General features: G+C 69.2%; 18 protein-coding genes and 1 riboswitch. Of the genes, 8 read left to right on the forward strand and 10 right to left on the reverse strand.

The features are described 5' to 3' along the window. Nucleotides 1-156 precede the first annotated feature (156 nt). Nucleotides 157-271: riboswitch (TPP riboswitch) on the forward strand. Nucleotides 272-333: 62 nt separating this feature from the next. From thiC to thiD, 5 genes are read left to right on the forward strand one after another with little or no spacing between them, the layout of a single operon-like run. Then, nucleotides 334-2,190, forward strand: coding sequence for a phosphomethylpyrimidine synthase ThiC (thiC, locus tag AC3EF3_RS03130; RefSeq protein ID WP_488530697.1), 1,857 nt, complete (start codon nt 334-336; stop codon nt 2,188-2,190). 1 nt (nt 2,191) lies between these two features. Next, entirely contained in the window at nt 2,192-3,211 is a 1,020-nt protein-coding gene (locus AC3EF3_RS03135) for an FAD-dependent oxidoreductase (protein ID WP_488530698.1), read from the forward strand. Beyond that, nucleotides 3,202-3,408, forward strand: a complete 207-nt coding sequence (gene thiS / locus AC3EF3_RS03140; RefSeq protein ID WP_488530699.1) for a sulfur carrier protein ThiS — start codon at nt 3,202-3,204, stop codon at nt 3,406-3,408. The genes AC3EF3_RS03135 and thiS overlap by 10 nt, the downstream gene beginning before the upstream one ends. 1 nt (nt 3,409) lies before the next feature. Further along, a complete protein-coding gene (locus AC3EF3_RS03145; protein ID WP_488530700.1) occupies nt 3,410-4,186 on the forward strand; it encodes a thiazole synthase in 777 nt (258 codons plus the stop codon). After that, nucleotides 4,183-5,730 (forward strand): bifunctional hydroxymethylpyrimidine kinase/phosphomethylpyrimidine kinase, encoded by a 1,548-nt coding sequence (gene thiD, locus AC3EF3_RS03150; protein ID WP_488530701.1) that lies wholly within the window; start codon nt 4,183-4,185, stop codon nt 5,728-5,730. The genes AC3EF3_RS03145 and thiD overlap by 4 nt, the downstream gene beginning before the upstream one ends. Here the strand turns inward: thiD and AC3EF3_RS03155 are convergent. The 3 genes from AC3EF3_RS03155 to AC3EF3_RS03165 all read right to left on the reverse strand — a co-directional run bounded on the left by AC3EF3_RS03155 (nt 5,699) and on the right by AC3EF3_RS03165 (nt 7,413). Next, nucleotides 5,699-5,980, reverse strand: coding sequence for a hypothetical protein (locus AC3EF3_RS03155; RefSeq protein WP_488530702.1), 282 nt, complete (start codon nt 5,978-5,980; stop codon nt 5,699-5,701). The genes thiD and AC3EF3_RS03155 overlap by 32 nt on opposite strands. A gap of 115 nt (nt 5,981-6,095) precedes the next feature. Continuing rightward, nucleotides 6,096-6,332, reverse strand: coding sequence for a KGG domain-containing protein (locus AC3EF3_RS03160; protein ID WP_488530703.1), 237 nt, complete (start codon nt 6,330-6,332; stop codon nt 6,096-6,098). A 124-nt stretch (nt 6,333-6,456) separates the two neighbouring features. Then, nucleotides 6,457-7,413, reverse strand: coding sequence for a hypothetical protein (locus tag AC3EF3_RS03165; protein WP_488530704.1), 957 nt, complete (start codon nt 7,411-7,413; stop codon nt 6,457-6,459). A 35-nt stretch (nt 7,414-7,448) separates the two neighbouring features. Between AC3EF3_RS03165 and AC3EF3_RS03170 the strand changes: the two genes are divergently transcribed. Then, complete coding sequence (locus AC3EF3_RS03170) at nt 7,449-8,864, forward strand: sensor histidine kinase (protein WP_488530705.1); 1,416 nt, start codon at nt 7,449-7,451, stop codon at nt 8,862-8,864. Nucleotides 8,865-8,892: 28 nt separating this feature from the next. Here AC3EF3_RS03170 and AC3EF3_RS03175 read toward each other — a convergent pair whose 3' ends face one another. The 3 genes from AC3EF3_RS03175 to AC3EF3_RS03185 all read right to left on the reverse strand — a co-directional run bounded on the left by AC3EF3_RS03175 (nt 8,893) and on the right by AC3EF3_RS03185 (nt 11,531). Then, the gene (locus tag AC3EF3_RS03175) at nt 8,893-9,486 is read right to left on the reverse strand and encodes a response regulator transcription factor (RefSeq protein WP_488533727.1); all 594 of its coding nucleotides are present in this window, start codon (nt 9,484-9,486) and stop codon (nt 8,893-8,895) included. 102 nt (nt 9,487-9,588) lie between these two features. Then, nucleotides 9,589-10,866: a tryptophan--tRNA ligase gene (locus AC3EF3_RS03180; protein WP_488530706.1), complete on the reverse strand. Its 1,278-nt coding sequence runs from the start codon at nt 10,864-10,866 to the stop codon at nt 9,589-9,591. After that, complete coding sequence (locus tag AC3EF3_RS03185) at nt 10,863-11,531, reverse strand: site-2 protease family protein (protein WP_488530707.1); 669 nt, start codon at nt 11,529-11,531, stop codon at nt 10,863-10,865. Before AC3EF3_RS03185 ends, AC3EF3_RS03180 begins: the two co-directional genes overlap by 4 nt. A gap of 113 nt (nt 11,532-11,644) precedes the next feature. Between AC3EF3_RS03185 and AC3EF3_RS03190 the strand changes: the two genes are divergently transcribed. Next, nucleotides 11,645-12,367 (forward strand): FAD-dependent oxidoreductase, encoded by a 723-nt coding sequence (locus AC3EF3_RS03190; RefSeq protein ID WP_488530708.1) that lies wholly within the window; start codon nt 11,645-11,647, stop codon nt 12,365-12,367. Nucleotides 12,368-12,372: 5 nt separating this feature from the next. On the opposite strand, the gene AC3EF3_RS03195 is transcribed toward AC3EF3_RS03190, so the two are convergent. From AC3EF3_RS03195 to pcp, 4 genes are read right to left on the reverse strand one after another with little or no spacing between them, the layout of a single operon-like run. Beyond that, nucleotides 12,373-13,008: an L-threonylcarbamoyladenylate synthase gene (locus AC3EF3_RS03195; RefSeq protein WP_488530709.1), complete on the reverse strand. Its 636-nt coding sequence runs from the start codon at nt 13,006-13,008 to the stop codon at nt 12,373-12,375. A gap of 3 nt (nt 13,009-13,011) precedes the next feature. Further along, entirely contained in the window at nt 13,012-13,905 is an 894-nt protein-coding gene (locus AC3EF3_RS03200) for a DMT family transporter (RefSeq protein ID WP_488530710.1), read from the reverse strand. After that, the gene (locus tag AC3EF3_RS03205) at nt 13,902-14,753 is read right to left on the reverse strand and encodes a 3',5'-nucleoside bisphosphate phosphatase (protein ID WP_488530711.1); all 852 of its coding nucleotides are present in this window, start codon (nt 14,751-14,753) and stop codon (nt 13,902-13,904) included. The genes AC3EF3_RS03200 and AC3EF3_RS03205 overlap by 4 nt, the downstream gene beginning before the upstream one ends. A 56-nt stretch (nt 14,754-14,809) precedes the next feature. After that, nucleotides 14,810-15,481: a pyroglutamyl-peptidase I gene (pcp, locus tag AC3EF3_RS03210; protein WP_488530712.1), complete on the reverse strand. Its 672-nt coding sequence runs from the start codon at nt 15,479-15,481 to the stop codon at nt 14,810-14,812. A gap of 41 nt (nt 15,482-15,522) precedes the next feature. On the opposite strand from pcp, the gene ypfJ reads away from it, so the two are divergent. Further along, nucleotides 15,523-16,401, forward strand: coding sequence for a KPN_02809 family neutral zinc metallopeptidase (gene ypfJ, locus AC3EF3_RS03215; protein WP_488530713.1), 879 nt, complete (start codon nt 15,523-15,525; stop codon nt 16,399-16,401). Nucleotides 16,402-16,464: the final 63 nt, after the last annotated feature.

The following is a 16,464-nucleotide window of genomic DNA, read 5'->3' on the forward strand; positions in this document are numbered from 1 at the left end:
GCATTGTGGCAGCGCCACCCGCCGGTACGCGCGCGTACTACCGACCGTTCGGCATATGGCTGGAAAGGTGACCACGAAGGCAGGGTTGACCAAGGTCAAGATCGAAAAATAATGCACGGCCCCGCGCGTGCGCCGCGGCGAGCACGCCCTATACTTGCCATCGCTCCGGGGTGCGAGCGGTCGATGCAGGCCGTTATCGCTGAGATGGTGAGTCCAAACCCGTGAACTTGAACCGGTTCGTACCGGCGTAAGAAGAGCTGACAGGCCCTGCCCCACGGCGCGCGTCCTGCCATCCCTGGAGCGATCGATGGCATCGCTTCACAAGGAAGGCACATGAACGCACCCGACAAACTCGCGCAACTGCTCGCCCTCACGCGCGAGCCCTTTCCCGCCTCCACCAAGGTCCACGTCGCCGGCCAGGCGCATCCGGGCGTGCGCGTGCCCATGCGCGAGGTGAAACTCACCAACGGCGAGACCGTCACGCTGTACGACACCTCGGGGCCGTACACCGAGCCTTCCGCGATGATCGACGTGCGCCGCGGCCTGGCGGGCCTGCGCAACGACTGGATCGCCGCGCGCGGCGACACCGAAAGCTACGCCGGCCGCGAGAGGCGCGCGATCGACGACGGCACCAAGAGCGAAGAGCGCGAGGCCGCGCGCATTGCCGCGCTGCGCACCGAAGCCGCGGGCCTGCAGCGCGCGCCGCGCCGCGCGAAGGCGGGCGCCAACGTGACGCAGATGCACTACGCGCGCAAGGGGATCGTCACGCCCGAGATGGAGTTCGTCGCGCTGCGCGAGAACGGCAAGCGCGAATGGATGGCCGAGTACCTGGCCGACGCCGCGAAGAACGAGCGCCTGCGCGGCAACGCCATGGGCGCGACGATCCCCGAGATCATCACGCCCGAGTTCGTGCGCGACGAGGTGGCGCGCGGCCGCGCGATCATCCCCGCGAACATCAACCACCCCGAGATCGAGCCGATGGCGATCGGGCGCAACTTCCTCGTGAAGATCAACGCCAACATCGGCAACTCGGCGGTGACCTCGTCGATCGAGGAAGAGGTCGAGAAGCTCGTGTGGGCGATCCGCTGGGGCGCGGACACGGTGATGGACCTGTCCACCGGCAAGAACATCCACACCACGCGCGACTGGATCGTCCGCAACTCGCCGGTGCCGATCGGCACGGTGCCGATCTACCAGGCGCTGGAGAAGGTCGGCGGCGTGGCCGAAGACCTCACGTGGGAGATCTTCCGCGACACGCTGATCGAGCAGGCCGAGCAGGGCGTGGACTACTTCACCATCCACGCGGGCGTGCGCTTGCCGTACATCCCGCTGACGGCGAAGCGGCGCACCGGCATCGTCTCGCGCGGCGGCTCGATCCTCGCCAAGTGGATGATCTCGCACCACAAGGAGAACTTCCTCTACACGCACTTCGAGGAGATCTGCGAGATCATGAAGGCGTACGACGTGAGCTTCTCGCTGGGCGACGGCCTGCGTCCGGGCAGCGGCGCCGACGCGAACGACGAGGCGCAGTTCGCGGAGCTGCACACGCTCGGCGAGCTCACGCAGATCGCGTGGAAGCACGACGTGCAGACGATGATCGAGGGCCCGGGCCATGTGCCCATGCACATGATCCAGGCCAACATGGAGGAGCAGCTCAGGCACTGCGGCGAGGCGCCGTTCTACACGCTCGGCCCGCTGACGATCGACATCTCGCCCGGCTACGACCACATCGCGTCGGCGATCGGTGCGGCGATGATCGGCTGGTTCGGCACCGCGATGCTGTGCTACGTCACGCCGAAGGAGCACCTGGGGCTGCCCGACCGCGACGACGTGAAGCAGGGCATCATCGCCTACAAGATCGCGGCGCATGCGGCCGACGTGGCCAAGGGCCATCCCGGCGCGCGCGCGTGGGACGAGGCGCTGTCGAAGGCGCGGTTCGAATTCCGCTGGCAGGACCAGTTCAACCTGTCGCTCGACCCGGACACGGCCAAGGACTTCCACGACGAGACCTTGCCGGCCGACGGCGCGAAGGTCGCGCACTTCTGCTCGATGTGCGGCCCGAAGTTCTGCTCGATGAAGATCACGCAGGACGTGCGCGACTACACGGCGGCGCAGGAGGGCATGGCAGCCAAGAGCGCGGAGTTCAAGGCCGCCGGCAGCGAGATCTACATCCCGATCCAGAAGGGCTGACATGCGCATCGGCATCGCCGGCGCCGGCCTGCTCGGCCGCCTGCTGGCCTTCCAGCTCGCTCGCGCGGGGCACGAGGTCGACGTGTTCGATCCGGCACCGCATGCGGAAGCACGGGGCGCCGCCGGCTGGACCGCGGCCGGCATGCTGTGCCCGGTGGCGGAGCTGCAATGCGCCGACGAGCGCGTGTTCGCGCTGGGCCTGCGCTCGCTCGATCTGTGGCCGCAGATCGCGCAGCAGCTCGAGGTGGAAGTCGACGTGCAGCGCGAAGGCAGCCTTCTGTTCGCGCATCGCGGCGACGAGGGCATTGCCAGCCGTACCATCGACTTCCTCACGCGCAAGGCGCCGGCCGGCTTCGCGCCGCAGGCGCTGACGATGGAACAGGTGCGCGAGCTCGAGCCGGCGGTGCAAGGGCCGGCGCGCGCGTGGCTGCTGCCGGGAGAAGGGCGTATCCACACCGTGCAGGCGATGCTGGCACTCGCGGCGGCGGCGACGCAGGCCGGCGTGCGCTGGCACTGGGGCCGCAGCGTGGACGCCATCGAGCCGGGCGCGCTGTGGGCGCGCGGCGAGCGCCGTCCGTTCGACTGCGTGTTCGACGTGCGCGGTGTCGGCGCGAAACCGGAGCTGGCGGTGCGCGGCGTGCGCGGGGAAATCTTCACGCTGCATGCGCCGGGGGTCGAGATCAGCCGGCCGCTGCGGCTATTGCATGCGCGCTACGCGGTGTACATCGTGCCGCGCGCGGGCGAGCAGGTGGTGGTGGGCGCCAGCGAGATCGAGTCCGAGGACCGCTCGCCGGTGTCGCTGCGCACCACCGTGGAATTGCTCGCGGCCGCCTACAGCGTGGTGCCGCAGCTGGGCGAGGCGCGCATCCTGCGCAGCGACACGAACCTGCGGCCCGCGCTGCCGGACAACCTGCCGCGCATCGCCGCGCAACCCGGGCTGGTGCGGATCAACGGGCTGTTCCGCCATGGCTGGCTGATCGCGCCGGCGCTGGTGGAGGAGGCGATCACGACATGCCTGTGACCATCACGCTCAATGGCGAGCCGCGCCCGGTCGAGCCGGGCGCGACGCTCGCCGACCTCATCGCGTCGCTCGGCCAGGCGCCGCAGGCGCTGGCCACGGCGGTCAACGGCGAATTCGTGCCGCGCGAGGCACGCGCGCAATGCGCGCTGCACGAGAACGACGCGGTCTTCACCTTTCAGCCGATCACAGGAGGTTGACATGGGTTTGCGCATCGCGGATGTCGAACTGGACAGCCGCTTCTTCCTCGGCACGGCGGGCTATCCGTCGCCGCAGGTGCTGCAGGAGGCCATCGCCGCCTCGGGCACGCAGGTGGTCACCGTCGGCCTCAAGCGGCAACTCGCCGCGGCCGGCGCGCCGAACGACTTCTATCGCCTGATCCAGGCCAGCGGCGCTCGCCTGCTGCCGAACACCGCGGGCTGCAAGAGCGCGCGCGAAGCGGTGACGCTCGCGAAGATGTCGCGCGAGCTGTTCGCGACGAACTGGATCAAGCTCGAGGTGATCGGCGACGACTACACGCTGCAGCCCGATCCCTTCGAGCTGGTGGCCGCCGCGCGCGAGCTCGTGGCGGACGGCTTCGAGGTGTTTCCCTATTGCACCGACGACCTCGTCACCTGCCAGCGCCTGCTCGACGCGGGCTGCCGCATCCTGATGCCCTGGGGCGCGCCGATCGGCTCGGGGCAGGGTTTGTTGAATCCCACCGCGCTGCGCACCTTGCGCGCGCGGCTGCCCGATGTGCCCTTGGTGGTCGATGCCGGCATCGGCTCGCCCAAGGACGCGGTGCAGGCCATGGAGCTCGGCTTCGACGCCGTGCTGCTCAATTCCGCCGTCGCGCAGGCGCACGACCCGGTCGCGATGGCACGGGCGTTCCGCCTCGCGGTCGAAGCGGGCCGCATCGCGTACGAAGCCGGCGTGATGGCGAAGCAGGAGATGGCGGTGGCGACCACGCCGGTCACCGGCCGCCCGTTCACGCTATGAGCGCCCGCCCCATCGTCTGGACCATCGCCGGATCCGACAGCGGCGGCGGCGCCGGCCTGCAGGCGGACCTGCGCGCATTCGATGCGTTCGACGTGCACGGCTGCAGCGCCGTGGCCGCGCTGACGGCGCAGAACTCGGTCGCGGTCGAGGCGATCGAGGCCGTGTCGCCGGACATGCTCGACGCGCAGCTCGCCGCACTGGCGGCGGACATGCCGGCCGCCGCGATCAAGACGGGCATGCTCGGCTCCGTGGCCAACCTGGAAGTCGTGGTGCGCTGGATCGACCGCCTGCGCGTCGCGGATGCGTCGCTGGCCGTCGTGGTGGACCCGGTGCTGCGCGCGACCACCGGTGCGCCGTTCGCCGGCGAGGAGCTGCGCCGCGCCTACCGCGAGCAGCTGCTGCCGCGCGCCACGCTCGTCACGCCCAATCGCGCGGAGGCGGCGGCCTTGCTCGGCGTGCCGGACCTGCAGGATGCGCGCCAGGTGGAACAGGCCGCGCGCATGTTGCGTGAAGCGGGTGCAACTGCGGTCGCGATCACGGGCGGGGATGCCAGCGAGGAACTGGCGAACGATTACGTTCACGCGCCCCACGCACAGGGATGGCTGCGGCTGCCGCGCGTGCCCACGCCGCACCACCACGGCACGGGCTGTGTGTTCGCTTCGAGCGCCGCGGCCGCGTTGGCCCTCGGCTTCGTCGAAGTCGAGTCCGTCGTGCTCGCGAAGATGGCCACCGCGCAGGCGTTGCGCGGGGCGTACCCGGCGGGCCGCGGCGCGGGCCCGGTGCGGCCGTCGCGCGAGTTCGCGTCGCGCCTCGAGAACCTGCCGCAGTTCGTGGCCACGCCGCACGAATCGCGCGCCGCTTTCGCGCCACTGCGCGATGCCCATCTCGGCCTCTACGCGGTCGTCGACAGTGCCGAGTGGATCGAGCGCGTGCTCGCGGCCGGCGTGAAGATGGTGCAACTGCGCATCAAGGACCCGTCACACCCGCAGCTGCGCGAAGAGATCCGGCGCGCTGTCGCGGCCAGCGAGCGGGCGGGCGCGCAGTTGTTCGTCAACGACCATTGGCAGCTCGCGATCGAGGAGCGCGCGTACGGCGTGCACCTCGGGCAGGAGGACCTGCACGACGCGGACCTCGAGCGAATCGCGCGGGCGGGGCTCAGGCTGGGCGTGAGCACGCACGCGTACTGGGAGGTGTGCCGCGCCTGGGCGCTGCGCCCCAGCTACGTCGCCTGCGGGCCGATCCACCTCACGGCGGCGAAGAAGATGCCGTGGATCCCGCAGGGCGAGGGCAACCTCGCGTACTGGTGCAGCCTGTTGGCCGTGCCGGTCGTCGCGATCGCCGGCATGGACCCGGCGCGCGCGCGCAGGGCCAAGGGATGCGGCGCGGCGGGCGTGGCGGTGATGAGCGGCATCACCGCCGCCGAAGATCCCGAAGCGGTGATCCGCGCTTACCAGGAGCAGTTGCGCGCGGCGGGAGGCCGCATCGGCGCGCCGCCGATGGCAAGACCCACGCTCAGCGCGCCAAGAGGCGCTGCAGCCGCGTGAATACACCGGGCCGCTCTTCGTGCTGCGGCGACAGCAAGTCCGCTTTGTGCGTCCAGCGCCGCGCCAGCTTGTCGAAGCTGGCGCGCGCCTCGTCGCTGTAGCAAGGCTGTTCGCGCAGCGTGCCGAAGTTGCGCGCGATGCGGCGCGCGAGCAGCAAGCGATGCGCCGGGGCGGCCGTCTGCATGAAGGCCGTCATGAGCGAGAGCGTGGCGAGCCACAGCGCCGTGCAAGCCTGTTCCAGCGATTCCATCACGATGCACCCCCCGGATGTCTGCAGTCCATCCTAGGGCGCGCATCGCGCTGCCCGTGTCAGCCCACGCAACCTGCGAAAGGCCGGTGCGTCCTACAGCCCCTTCGAGCCAGGGTCAGGTGCGTTCGGCGCGCGCGCTGCCCGCGCTGCCGTTGCCCTTGGCGTGGCGCTTGCGGCCGGCCGCGCGTGCTTCCTCGGTGGTGAACTCGTGCGCGTGCCCGCTCTGGTGGGCGGCCCGGCCTCCCAGGCTGGCGATCTCGCGCTGCCGTTGCGGGTCCATGGCGGCAAAGCCGCGGGGGCTGCGGCGCGACGTGCTCGACTCCGTGCGCGCGGGAGATTCCTCGAATGCCATTTGCGTTTTCCTTTCGCACGTTCCATCGGAACGACTGAACGATGGCGGATTATTCGCGGGCGACGCCTGAAAAACAGTAACACTGCGTCCGCGCCGTCGCGCAGGAGACGGGCTGGCCGCGCCGCTACTCATCCTTGCGCCCGCGTGCTTTTGCCAAGGCATCGCGCAGCATCGCGATCTCGCGTACCGGCACATGACCGGGCACGCCCTCGGGCCCGCGCGTCGCAAGTTGTCGCAATGGCATTCCGATGCGCCGCGCAACGAGCATCGCCAGCGCGAGTCCGAGCAGCAGGCTCAGGCCGCTGGTGGAGAGGGCACCGGCGATGGCGCGCCGGTGCGCCGCATCGATCGGCCCCGCCGCGACCGACACGCTCGCCTGCCAGCCCGCGAAGGCGACCCGTTCCGCCGCGTCGTAAGTGTCTTCCGGCTCCTCGCCGTTGCCCGATTGCGCGATCAGGCGCCCTTGGGCGTCGTACAGGCGCGCCTGCGCGCCTTCCGGCCGGGCGGCCGCTTCGGCCAGGCGCGGCCACACGGCGTCGCTGGTGCGCACCCCCAGCACATAGCGCACGCGCCCGCCCTGGACGATCGGCAGCGCGATCTCGATGCCCGGCGCGCCGGTCACGCCCGAGACGACGGGGCCGCGCTCGCGCAGCGCCCGCGCGTGCAGCTCGCGAAAGGCCTGTGCCGGGGAGGCATGCGCCTCGGTGTCGAGCACCACGGCGCCGCCTGCATCCAGCAGGAACACGCTGTCCCAGTCGCGGCGCGGGCGGCCTTGCAGCAGGCGGCCCATGGCGGCGATGCGGCCCTGCTGGAACAGCTCGGATTGGGAGAGCACCGTCAGGGCCTCGATCGAAGACGCCACCTCGCGGTCGACCGATTGCGCGAACGCCGCGGCCGCGCGTTCCAGCTCGCCCTCGGTGCGGCGCTGCTCCTCGCGCACATCGGACCAGACCTGCCAGGAGAGGATGGCGGCCGTCGGCAGCAGCGCCAGCAGCACCACGGCCGCGAGATACGTGCGCAGGGACGCCGTGGGCCACGCGCGCTCGAGGCGTTGTCGCAGGCGGTGCAGCGGGGCGGTCATCGCACCCAACCCATCCGTCGCATAGACTCCTTCTCATGAAGCCGGACGTCTCGCCCGCGATCGCCACGCCCGCGGAAACGCTGTGGGTGGAAGCGGAGCTCGTGCGCAGCCTGATGCGCATCGCGCGCAACACGCAGGTCGTGGGCGTGCTCCTGATCCCGGTGTTCCTGGGCGTGCTCTACGACGACAACGAGACGGTGGCGCTTTCCATCTGGACGCTCTGCGCGCTGGCCGTGATGGGCGCGCGGACCTGGGTGATCGGCAAGTATGTGCGCGAGGTGATGGGGGCCGGCTCGCGCGCCCACCTGGCCTTCTTCGAGAAGTACGGCTTCCTGTGGCCGGTGAGCGCACTCGTGTGGGGCGCCTCGACGCTGCTTTTCTTCGACCGCTCGCCGCTGGCCGACCAGTTCATCTGCTGGCTCGTCATTGCCGGGCTGGCCATGTTCTCGATCAACAGCCTGTCGAGCCATTTGCGCACGCTGCGCCGGTGGCTGGACACGCTGGCGCTCTCGTGCCTGGCCGTGATCCTGTGGCGCGTCGCGGTGGAGCTGCAGTTTCGCGGTCCTTTCTACCATTGGTGGATCATCGCGCTCTTGCTGGCGTTCTGGCAGGTGCTGAGGCAGGCGGGACACCGGCTGCACATGACGCACCGGCGCAACTTCGAGCTGCAGTATCGCAACAATCAGCTCATCGAATCGCTCACGCGCCAGACGCAGGCCGCGCTCGACGCGGTGGAGATCAAGAACCGCTTCCTCGCCAGCGCCGCGCACGACATCCGCCAGCCGGTGCACGCCCTGGGACTCTATGCCGACTGGCTGGGGGCCGAGCCCGAACTCGTGCACGAGATCGCGCCGAAGATCGTCGAATCGACCAAGGCGGTGAACGCGCTGTTCGATTCGCTGTTCGACCTGGTACGGCTGGACACGGGAAAGATCAAGCTGAACATCGGGCCGGTCGACCTGCACCAGGTGCTGCACGACCTGGAGCTGCAATACCGTCCGCTGGCCCAGGCCAAGGGCCTGGAGTTCAGCACGCGCAGCAAGCCGGGCAGCGTGATCTCGGACGGCATCCTGTTGCGGCGCATCCTCGGCAACCTGGTCTCCAATGCGATCAAGTACACGCACCAGGGCGGGGTGCTCCTGGCCGTGCGGCACCGCGGCGGCGAATGCGTGATCGAGGTGTGGGACACCGGCCTGGGGATCGCGCCGGTCCACCAGAAGGAGATCTTCCGGGAGTTCTTCAAGGTGCCCAGCCATGCCGGCACCGAGGACGGGTTCGGGCTGGGGCTCTACATCGTGGCGCGCCTGTCGGCGATCCTCGGGCATCCGGTGACGCTGGCCTCGCGCCTGGGGCGCGGCACCGTGTTCCGGGTGATGCTCAAGCCGACCGACGCGCAGGAGGCCGCGCAGCGCGCGGCCGCCGCAAGCGCTCAGCTCGTGAGCATCCCCTAGAGCCTGGGCGGCCCAGGCTCCCACAGCTTCAGCTGGTCAGCATGCCATGCGTGCGGGCGTAGTGGATGGTCTGCGTGCGGCTCTTCACGCCGAGACGGCGGAACAGGCGCCACAGGTGGACCTTCACCGTGTGCTCGCTGATGCCCAGCTCGTCGGCGATCTCGCGGTTCGACAGGCCGCGGTCGAGCATCACGATCAGCTGCTTCTGGCGCTTGGAGAGCTTGTTGTCGGTCGGGGTGAGTTCCTCGAAGCCGCCGTCCGCGTTCATCAGCGCGCGCAGCGCGTTGCCGATCTCCTGCGCACCGGCGGACTTCTCGATGTAGATGTCGGCGCCTGCTTCGATGCAGGCCTCCTCGGCATCCGCAGCGGGGGAGGCGGAGAGCACCGCCAGCGGCGTTTCGGGGAAGAGCTTCTTGAGCTCGATGATGCCGGACGTGCCCGTCGTGTCGGGAAGCTTCAGGTCCAGGCAGACGAGGTCCGGCGCGCCGTGCTGGCGCACGGCCGCGTTGACGCCGCCCAGGCGCTCGAGCTCGACCACATTGGCACCCGGGCGCAAACGCCGCATCAGCATCACGACGGCTTCACGCATGAGCGGATGGTCGTCGATGACGAACAGGTTCATCGGCTTGGGTGCGGGTCTGGTTTCAGTCATGGCCATAGAACCAAGGATAACCGCATCGACATTTCTATGTAAGAGGAATGGCATTAGCATGCCATCGATCCGTCAGCTATTTGCCAGCGCGGCCAGGGCATTCCTGAGTTCGGTTTCCGTCACGGAAAGCGTGACGAAATCGGCAAGCGGGCGAAGCGTTCCGTCCTTGAGTTGCCGCACCGCTTCGCCCGCCGCCTTGGGCGAATCGAACCCCCGGCTTTGCGCGAGCAGCTTGCCCTCGGCATCCACGAGCTTGAAGTAGAACTTTCCATCGGCTTCGCGATACTGCTTGAAGCTGGGCAGCGCGCTCTTTTCCTTCTTCGCCGCGGTCCTGGGCTTGGCCGCCAGGCTGCGCAGCCCGACCGCATCCTTCAGTTCGGCCATCAGGGGCGCGGCCAGCGCCCGCGCCTTTTCGGCGCCGCGCTGCAGCGTGCGCTCGATCTCGGCCGGGTTGGCGATCAATGCGTCGTACTTCTCGCGCATCGGTGCGATCTCGCGGTCGATGCGCTCGAAGAGCATCTGCTTCGCATCGGCCCACGAGATGCCTTGGGCGTAGGCCTGGCGCAGCTTGTCCGTTTCTTCCTTCGACGCGAAGGCTTCGTAGATCAGGAACAGGGACGAGCCCTCGACCTTCTTGGGCTCGCCGGGCGCGCTGGAATCGGTGACGATCGCCATGATCTGCTTGCGCAACTGCTCACGCGGCGCGAACAGCGGGATCACGTTGTCGTAGCTCTTGCTCATCTTGCGGCCGTCGGTGCCCGGCAGCAGCGCCACCGTGTCGTCCACCGCCGCCTCAGGCAGCACCAGGTGCTCGCCGTAGAGGTGGTTGAAGCTGGACGCGATGTCGCGCGCCATCTCGATGTGCTGCACCTGGTCGCGGCCGACGGGAATCTTGTGCGCCTTGAACATCAGGATGTCGGCGGCCATCAGCACGGGGTACATGAACAGGCCGGCGGTGACGTCGGTATCGACGTCCACGCCCGCGGCCGTGTTCTTGTCCACCTGCGCCTTGTACGCATGGGCGCGGTTGAGCAGGCCCTTGCCCGTCACGCAGGTGAGCAGCCAGGTGAGCTCGGGAATCTCGCGGATGTCCGACTGGCGGTAGAAGTACACCTGCTCGGGGTCGAGCCCGCAGGCCAGCCAGCAGGCGGCGATCTCCAGCGTGGAGCGCTGCACGCGCGCCGGCTCGTCGCACTTGATCAGCGCGTGGTAGTCGGCGAGGAAGTAGAAGTTCTCCGTGCCGGGCCGGCGGCTCGCCTCGACGGCGGGGCGCAGGGCGCCGACATAGTTGCCCAGGTGTGGCGTGCCGGTGGTGGTGATGCCGGTGAGGAAGCGGACGGGCGCGGTCATGATCCGAAAAGCGCGGTGAGCGGCGAGAGCAGGATGTCGAGGATGGAATAGCCGGCGCCGATCAGCGGGCGCAGCCACCAGTTGCTGACGACGCCGGCGATCACGAGCGCCATCACGATGAAGAAGCCCCAGGGCTCGATGCGGCTGAACGACCAGGCCAGGCGCCGCGGCAGCAGCCCGACGACGATCCGGCCGCCATCGAGCGGGGGCAGCGGGAACAGGTTGAAGGCCCACATCACCAGGTTCGTCAGCACGCCGGCCTTGCACATCTCCAGCCAGAAGCGCTCGGTGACGCCCGTGCCCGCGATCACCGTGAATGCGATCGCCCACAGGATCGCCTGGATGAAATTCGACGCGGGCCCGGCCAGCGCGACCCACACCATGTCGCGCTTGGGGTGGCGCAGGCGCGAGAAGTTCACCGGCACCGGCTTCGCATAGCCGAAGAGGAAAGCCCCCGAAGTCGCGAAGTACAGCAGCAGCGGCATCAGGATCGTGCCCATCGGGTCGATGTGCTTGACCGGGTTCAAGGTCATGCGGCCCATCATGTACGCGGTGTCGTCGCCGAACCAGCGCGCGACGTAGCCGTGCGCCGCCTCGTGCACCGTGATCGCGAAGAGCACGGGCAGCGCGTAAATGAGGACTGTCTGAATGAGATCGGAGGACATTGAACCGTCGATTCTCGCAGACGCCGTCGACCGGCGATCTGAACCCGGAACGCACGCCGCGGTCGTGACGTCTATGCCAGCGAGCCAGACGAGTCCCTGGCCGGAGCAGCACCATGATGTCCCTACCAGTCCACCTGCAGCGGCGCGAGGAAGTGGCCGAGCGCACGATGGCCTTCCATTTCGACAAGCCCGCGGGCTTCACGTTCAAGCCGGGCCAGGCCATCGACCTGATCCTGCCCGAATCCGCCTCGCTGGACGCCCCGGCGGCGCGCCACGCGTTTTCCATTGTCAGCGCGCCGCACGAAGGCGAACTGACGGTCGCCACGCGCATGCGGGACAGCGCGTTCAAGAATGCGCTGGCGCGCCTGCCGCTCGGCGCGGCCGCCGCCATCGAGGGGCCCTTCGGTTCATTGACCCTTCACAAGAGGGCGGAGAGGCCCGCCGTGTTCATCGCGGGCGGCATCGGCATCACGCCTTTCATGAGCATGCTGCGCCATGCAGCGCACGAAGCCTCGCGGCAGAAGCTGGTCCTGCTCTATTCGAACCGGCGGCCCGAGGACACCGTGTTCCTTGCGCAGCTGCAGCGGCTCGAACGCGAGAACCCGTGCTTCCAGCTGGTCGCCACGATGACCGACATGGCGCGGTCCCGCGCTGCCTGGCGGGGGGAAACCGGCAGGATCGACGAGGCGATGGTCCGCCGCGCCGCGGAGGGACTGGCGGCGCCCGTCTATTACGTTGCCGGCCCGCCCGCCCTGGTGGCGGCGCTGCGCGATGAACTGGAAGACGCGGGAATCCATGGCGAGGACATCCGCAGCGAGGAGTTCTACGGGTATTGAAAGACTCACAACCCCAGCACCGCCAGGCTGCCCCGCCCTTCGCGGATCACCACCGGCTCGCCGCCGGTGCCCATGGGGACGAGGTCCAGCACGGTCGTCGGCTTCGACGGGCACGCGCCCGCGTCGACCACGCCGGCGATCTGGCGCTGCAGGCGGTCGCGGATCTCCTGCGCGTTGTTCAACGCTTCGTGGTCACCCGGCAGGATCAAGGTGGTCGACAGCAGCGGCGCCCCGTGCAGGGCGAGCAGCTCGTGCAATGCGTGGTGGTCGGGCACGCGCAGGCCGATGGTCTTGCGCTGGGGATGGCTCACGCGGCGCGGCACTTCGCGGGTGGCCTCGAGGATGAAGGTGTAGGGCCCGGGTGTGCCCAGTTTGAGCAAGCGGTACTGCTTGTTGTCCACGCGCGCATAGTTCGCGACTTCCGAGAGGTCGCGGCACAGCAGCGTCAGGTGGTACTTCTCGTCGAGGTGGCGGATCTGCCGAAGGCGGTCGGCGGCGGCCTTGTCGTCCAGATGGCAGGCCAGTGCGTAGCTCGAGTCGGTGGGCACCGCGAGCACCTCGCCCTTCTCGAGCAGCAGGGCGGCCTGCTTCAGCAGGCGCGGTTGCGGGTTGTCGGGGTGGACCTCGAAAAGCTGCGCCATTGGCTACGCCTCGATGGGCTCCATCTTGACGCGCGTTTCGCGCACCGTGAGCCACCCGCCCGCCGCGCCGCAGATCGCGATCAGCACCATGCCGGCCAGCGCCCAGCCGTCGGGCACGTGCGAGAACACGACCAGGCCCGCCACCATCGCGAACGCGATCTGCGAATAGAGATAAGGCGTGAGCGTCGCCGCCGGTGCGCGCTGGTACGCGAGGATCAACAAGAAATGACCGACCGTCGCGGCGATGCCCATGAAGCAAAGCAGCACCCACAGCCACGGGTTCGCGATCCAGGTCCAGACGAAGGGCAGCGCCAGGCTCGCCACGAGCGTGCCCACCCAGCCCGTCCACAGGTGCATGGTCACCGGGTCCTCGGTGCGCGCGAGTTTGCTCGTGAGCACCTGGAACCAGGCGTTGGTCACGACCAGTCCCAGCGGCAGCAGGCTGGCCCAGTTGAACGCCTCGCCGCCCGGCCGGATGATCACCAGCGAGCCGAGGAAGCCGCCCGCCACCAGCACCCAGCGCAGGGGCGAGACCTGTTCCTTCAGCACCGTGGCGGCGAGCAGCGTCACGGCGAGCGGCGCGATCATCACGATCGCGGTGAACTCGCCGACCGGCATGTACTTCAGGCTGGCAAAGGCGAACAGGCTGCTCGCGAGCAGCAGCAGCCCGCGCAGCACCTGGAACTTCGGATGCACCGTGCGCAGCGCCGCGAGGCCGCGCCGCGGCAGCACGGTGACGGTCGTGGCCACGGCCTGGAAGGCGTAGCGGAACCACAGCGCCATCAGCAACGGGACGAACTGGCTCACGTACTTGGTGGTCGTGTCCAGGGAGGAGAAGCACGCGCACGCGCCGATCACCAGTGCGATGCCCGCTATCGGATCCCGAGCGGCGCTCACTGGATGCGTCCGGCCAGCACTTCCCACACCGGCGTGAGCTCGCCGGGCAGGAAGGGCAGGGCCCCCAGGTCGGTGTGGCTTTCCTCGGGACTGTGGAAATCGCTGCCGCGCGAGGCCGCGAGCCCGAACTCCTTGGCCGCCTCGGCGTACACGACGTATTCGGCCGCGCTGTGGCTGCCTGTGACGACCTCCACACCGGTGCCGCCGTGCGCCTTGAACTCGGTGAACAGCGCGTATTCCTCGGTCGGCGTGAAGCGGTAACGCGCCGGGTGCGCGATGACGGCCATGCCGCCGGCGCGCGTGATCCAGCGCACCGCGTCGCCCAGAGCGGCCCATTTGTGTTCGACATAGCCCGGCTTGCCTTCGGTGAGGAAGCGGTCGAACACGTCGTAGGTGTCGCGGCACACGCCCGATTCCACCAGGAAGCGCGCGAAGTGCGTGCGCGAGATCAGCTCCGGGTTGCCGACATAGCGCAGCGCGCCTTCGTAGGCGCCCTTGATGCCGGCGCGGGCGAGCCCCTCGGCCATCTCGCGCGCGCGGGCGTCGCGCCCGCCCCGCACGGCGACGAGTCCGCGGTACATCTCCTCGTCGTCGGCGTCGAAGCCCAGCCCGACGATGTGCACCGTGCGGCCGGCGAAGGAGACGGAAATCTCGGTGCCCGTGAGATATTTCATGCCATGCGCGCGCGCCGCGGCCAGCGCACGCGGCTGGCCGCCGATCTCGTCATGGTCGGTGAGGGACCATAGCTCCACGCCGTTCGCGGCCGCCCGGGCCGCCAGTGCCTCGGGCGTCAGCGTGCCGTCGGACACGACGGAGTGGCTGTGCAGGTCGGCATTGAGGATGGACACCCTGCGATTCTAGGAGCCGGGGTGCCGCTGCGCCGGTGCGGGGACTTGGACTGCTGTCAATTCAGCGTGCCGGCCTGCTGGCGGATGTCCTGCCGCGTGCGGACCGCGCACTCGATCGCGAGGCGCAGGCCGGCCACGATCCTGTCCAGCGGCATCGAGGGCTCGCCCTGGCCCGGCAGCCACGGCACGTGGATGAAGCCGCCGCGTGTGGCGGCGAGTTCGGGCTGCGTCGCCAGTTCGTCCATGAGCCCGTAGAACACATGGTTGCATACGAACGTTCCGGCGGTCTGCGAGACCTCGGCGGCGATGCCGGCTTCCAGAAGCGCGGCGCGCATGGCCTTGATCGGCAAGGTCGTGAAATAGGCGGCCGGTGCACCAGCGATCACCGGCGTGTCCACCGGCTGTTCGCCCGCGTTGTCGGCGATGCGGGCATCGTTCACGTTGATCGCGACGCGCTCCAGCGAAACCGCCGCGCGCCCGCCCGCCTGGCCGGTGCAGATCACGAGCGACGGGCGATGCCTGTGCAGCAACACACGCAGGGATTCGATGGCCGCGTCGAACACCGTGGGCAGCAGCGCGCCGACGACACGGTGACGCGCCACGACGCGGCCGTGCAGCGCCTGCGCCGCCATGGCGCTCGGGTTCACCTCGTCGCCACCGAAGGGCTCGAAGCCGGTCACCAGCACGACCTGACAGCCGCTGGCGGTGTTGTCTGATGGCGCTACCATCGGGCCACTGTAGCGTAGGCTCAACATCCCGGGAGAACACCATGCGTTGGGAAGGCGGCGAAGAGTCCAGCAACGTCGAAGACGCGCGCGATTCGAGCGGCGGTGGCGGCGGCTTGCCGATCGGCGGTGGCCTGGGCATCGGCGCGATCGTGATCGCGCTGGTCGGCGGGGCGATCTTCGGCATCAACCCGCTCACCATCCTCTCGATGCTCGAGGGCGGGGGCGGCCCCGCGCAAGTGCAGCAGCAAGCGGGTCCGACGCATGCGCCGCCCGCCAATGACAAGGCGGCGCAGTTCGTCTCGGTCGTGCTGCGCAACACCGAGGTCGTGTGGGGCCAGTTGTTCCACGCCGGCGGCGCGACCTACCACCCGCCCAAGCTCGTGCTGTTCCGCGGCGCCTACCCGACGGCCTGCGGCATGGGCCAGGCGGCGATGGGCCCGTTCTACTGTCCGGGTGACCAGAAGATCTACATCGACCTGGGCTTCTACGACGTGCTGCGCAGCCGCCTGGGCGCGCCCGGCGAATTCGCGCAGGCCTACGTGATCGCGCACGAGGTCGGCCACCACGTGCAGGACGAGCTGGGCATCACGCGCAAGGTCGATGCCGCCCGTTCCCGGATGAGCCAGACGCAGGCCAACGCGGTCTCCGTGCGGGTCGAGCTCCAGGCCGACTGCTTCGCGGGCGTCTGGGCCCATCATTCGCAGCAGAGCAAGGACTGGCTGGACCCGGGCGACATCGAATCGGCGATGAACGCGGCCGCCAAGATCGGCGACGACACGCTGCAGAAATCGGCCGGCCGGGCCGTGGTGCCCGAGAGCTTCACGCACGGCAGCAGCGCCCAGCGCCAGCACTGGTTCCAGACGGGCTACCAGACCGGCAGCGTCAAGGCCTGCGACACGTTCCAGAGCTCCAGTCCCTGATCGGGGCAGGCGCGGCTGCCGCGCCTGACGTACTTTCCCCCGGCATGGGACAATACCGAGTTC

Source organism: Ramlibacter sp. GS1-15 (assembly GCF_057785015.1).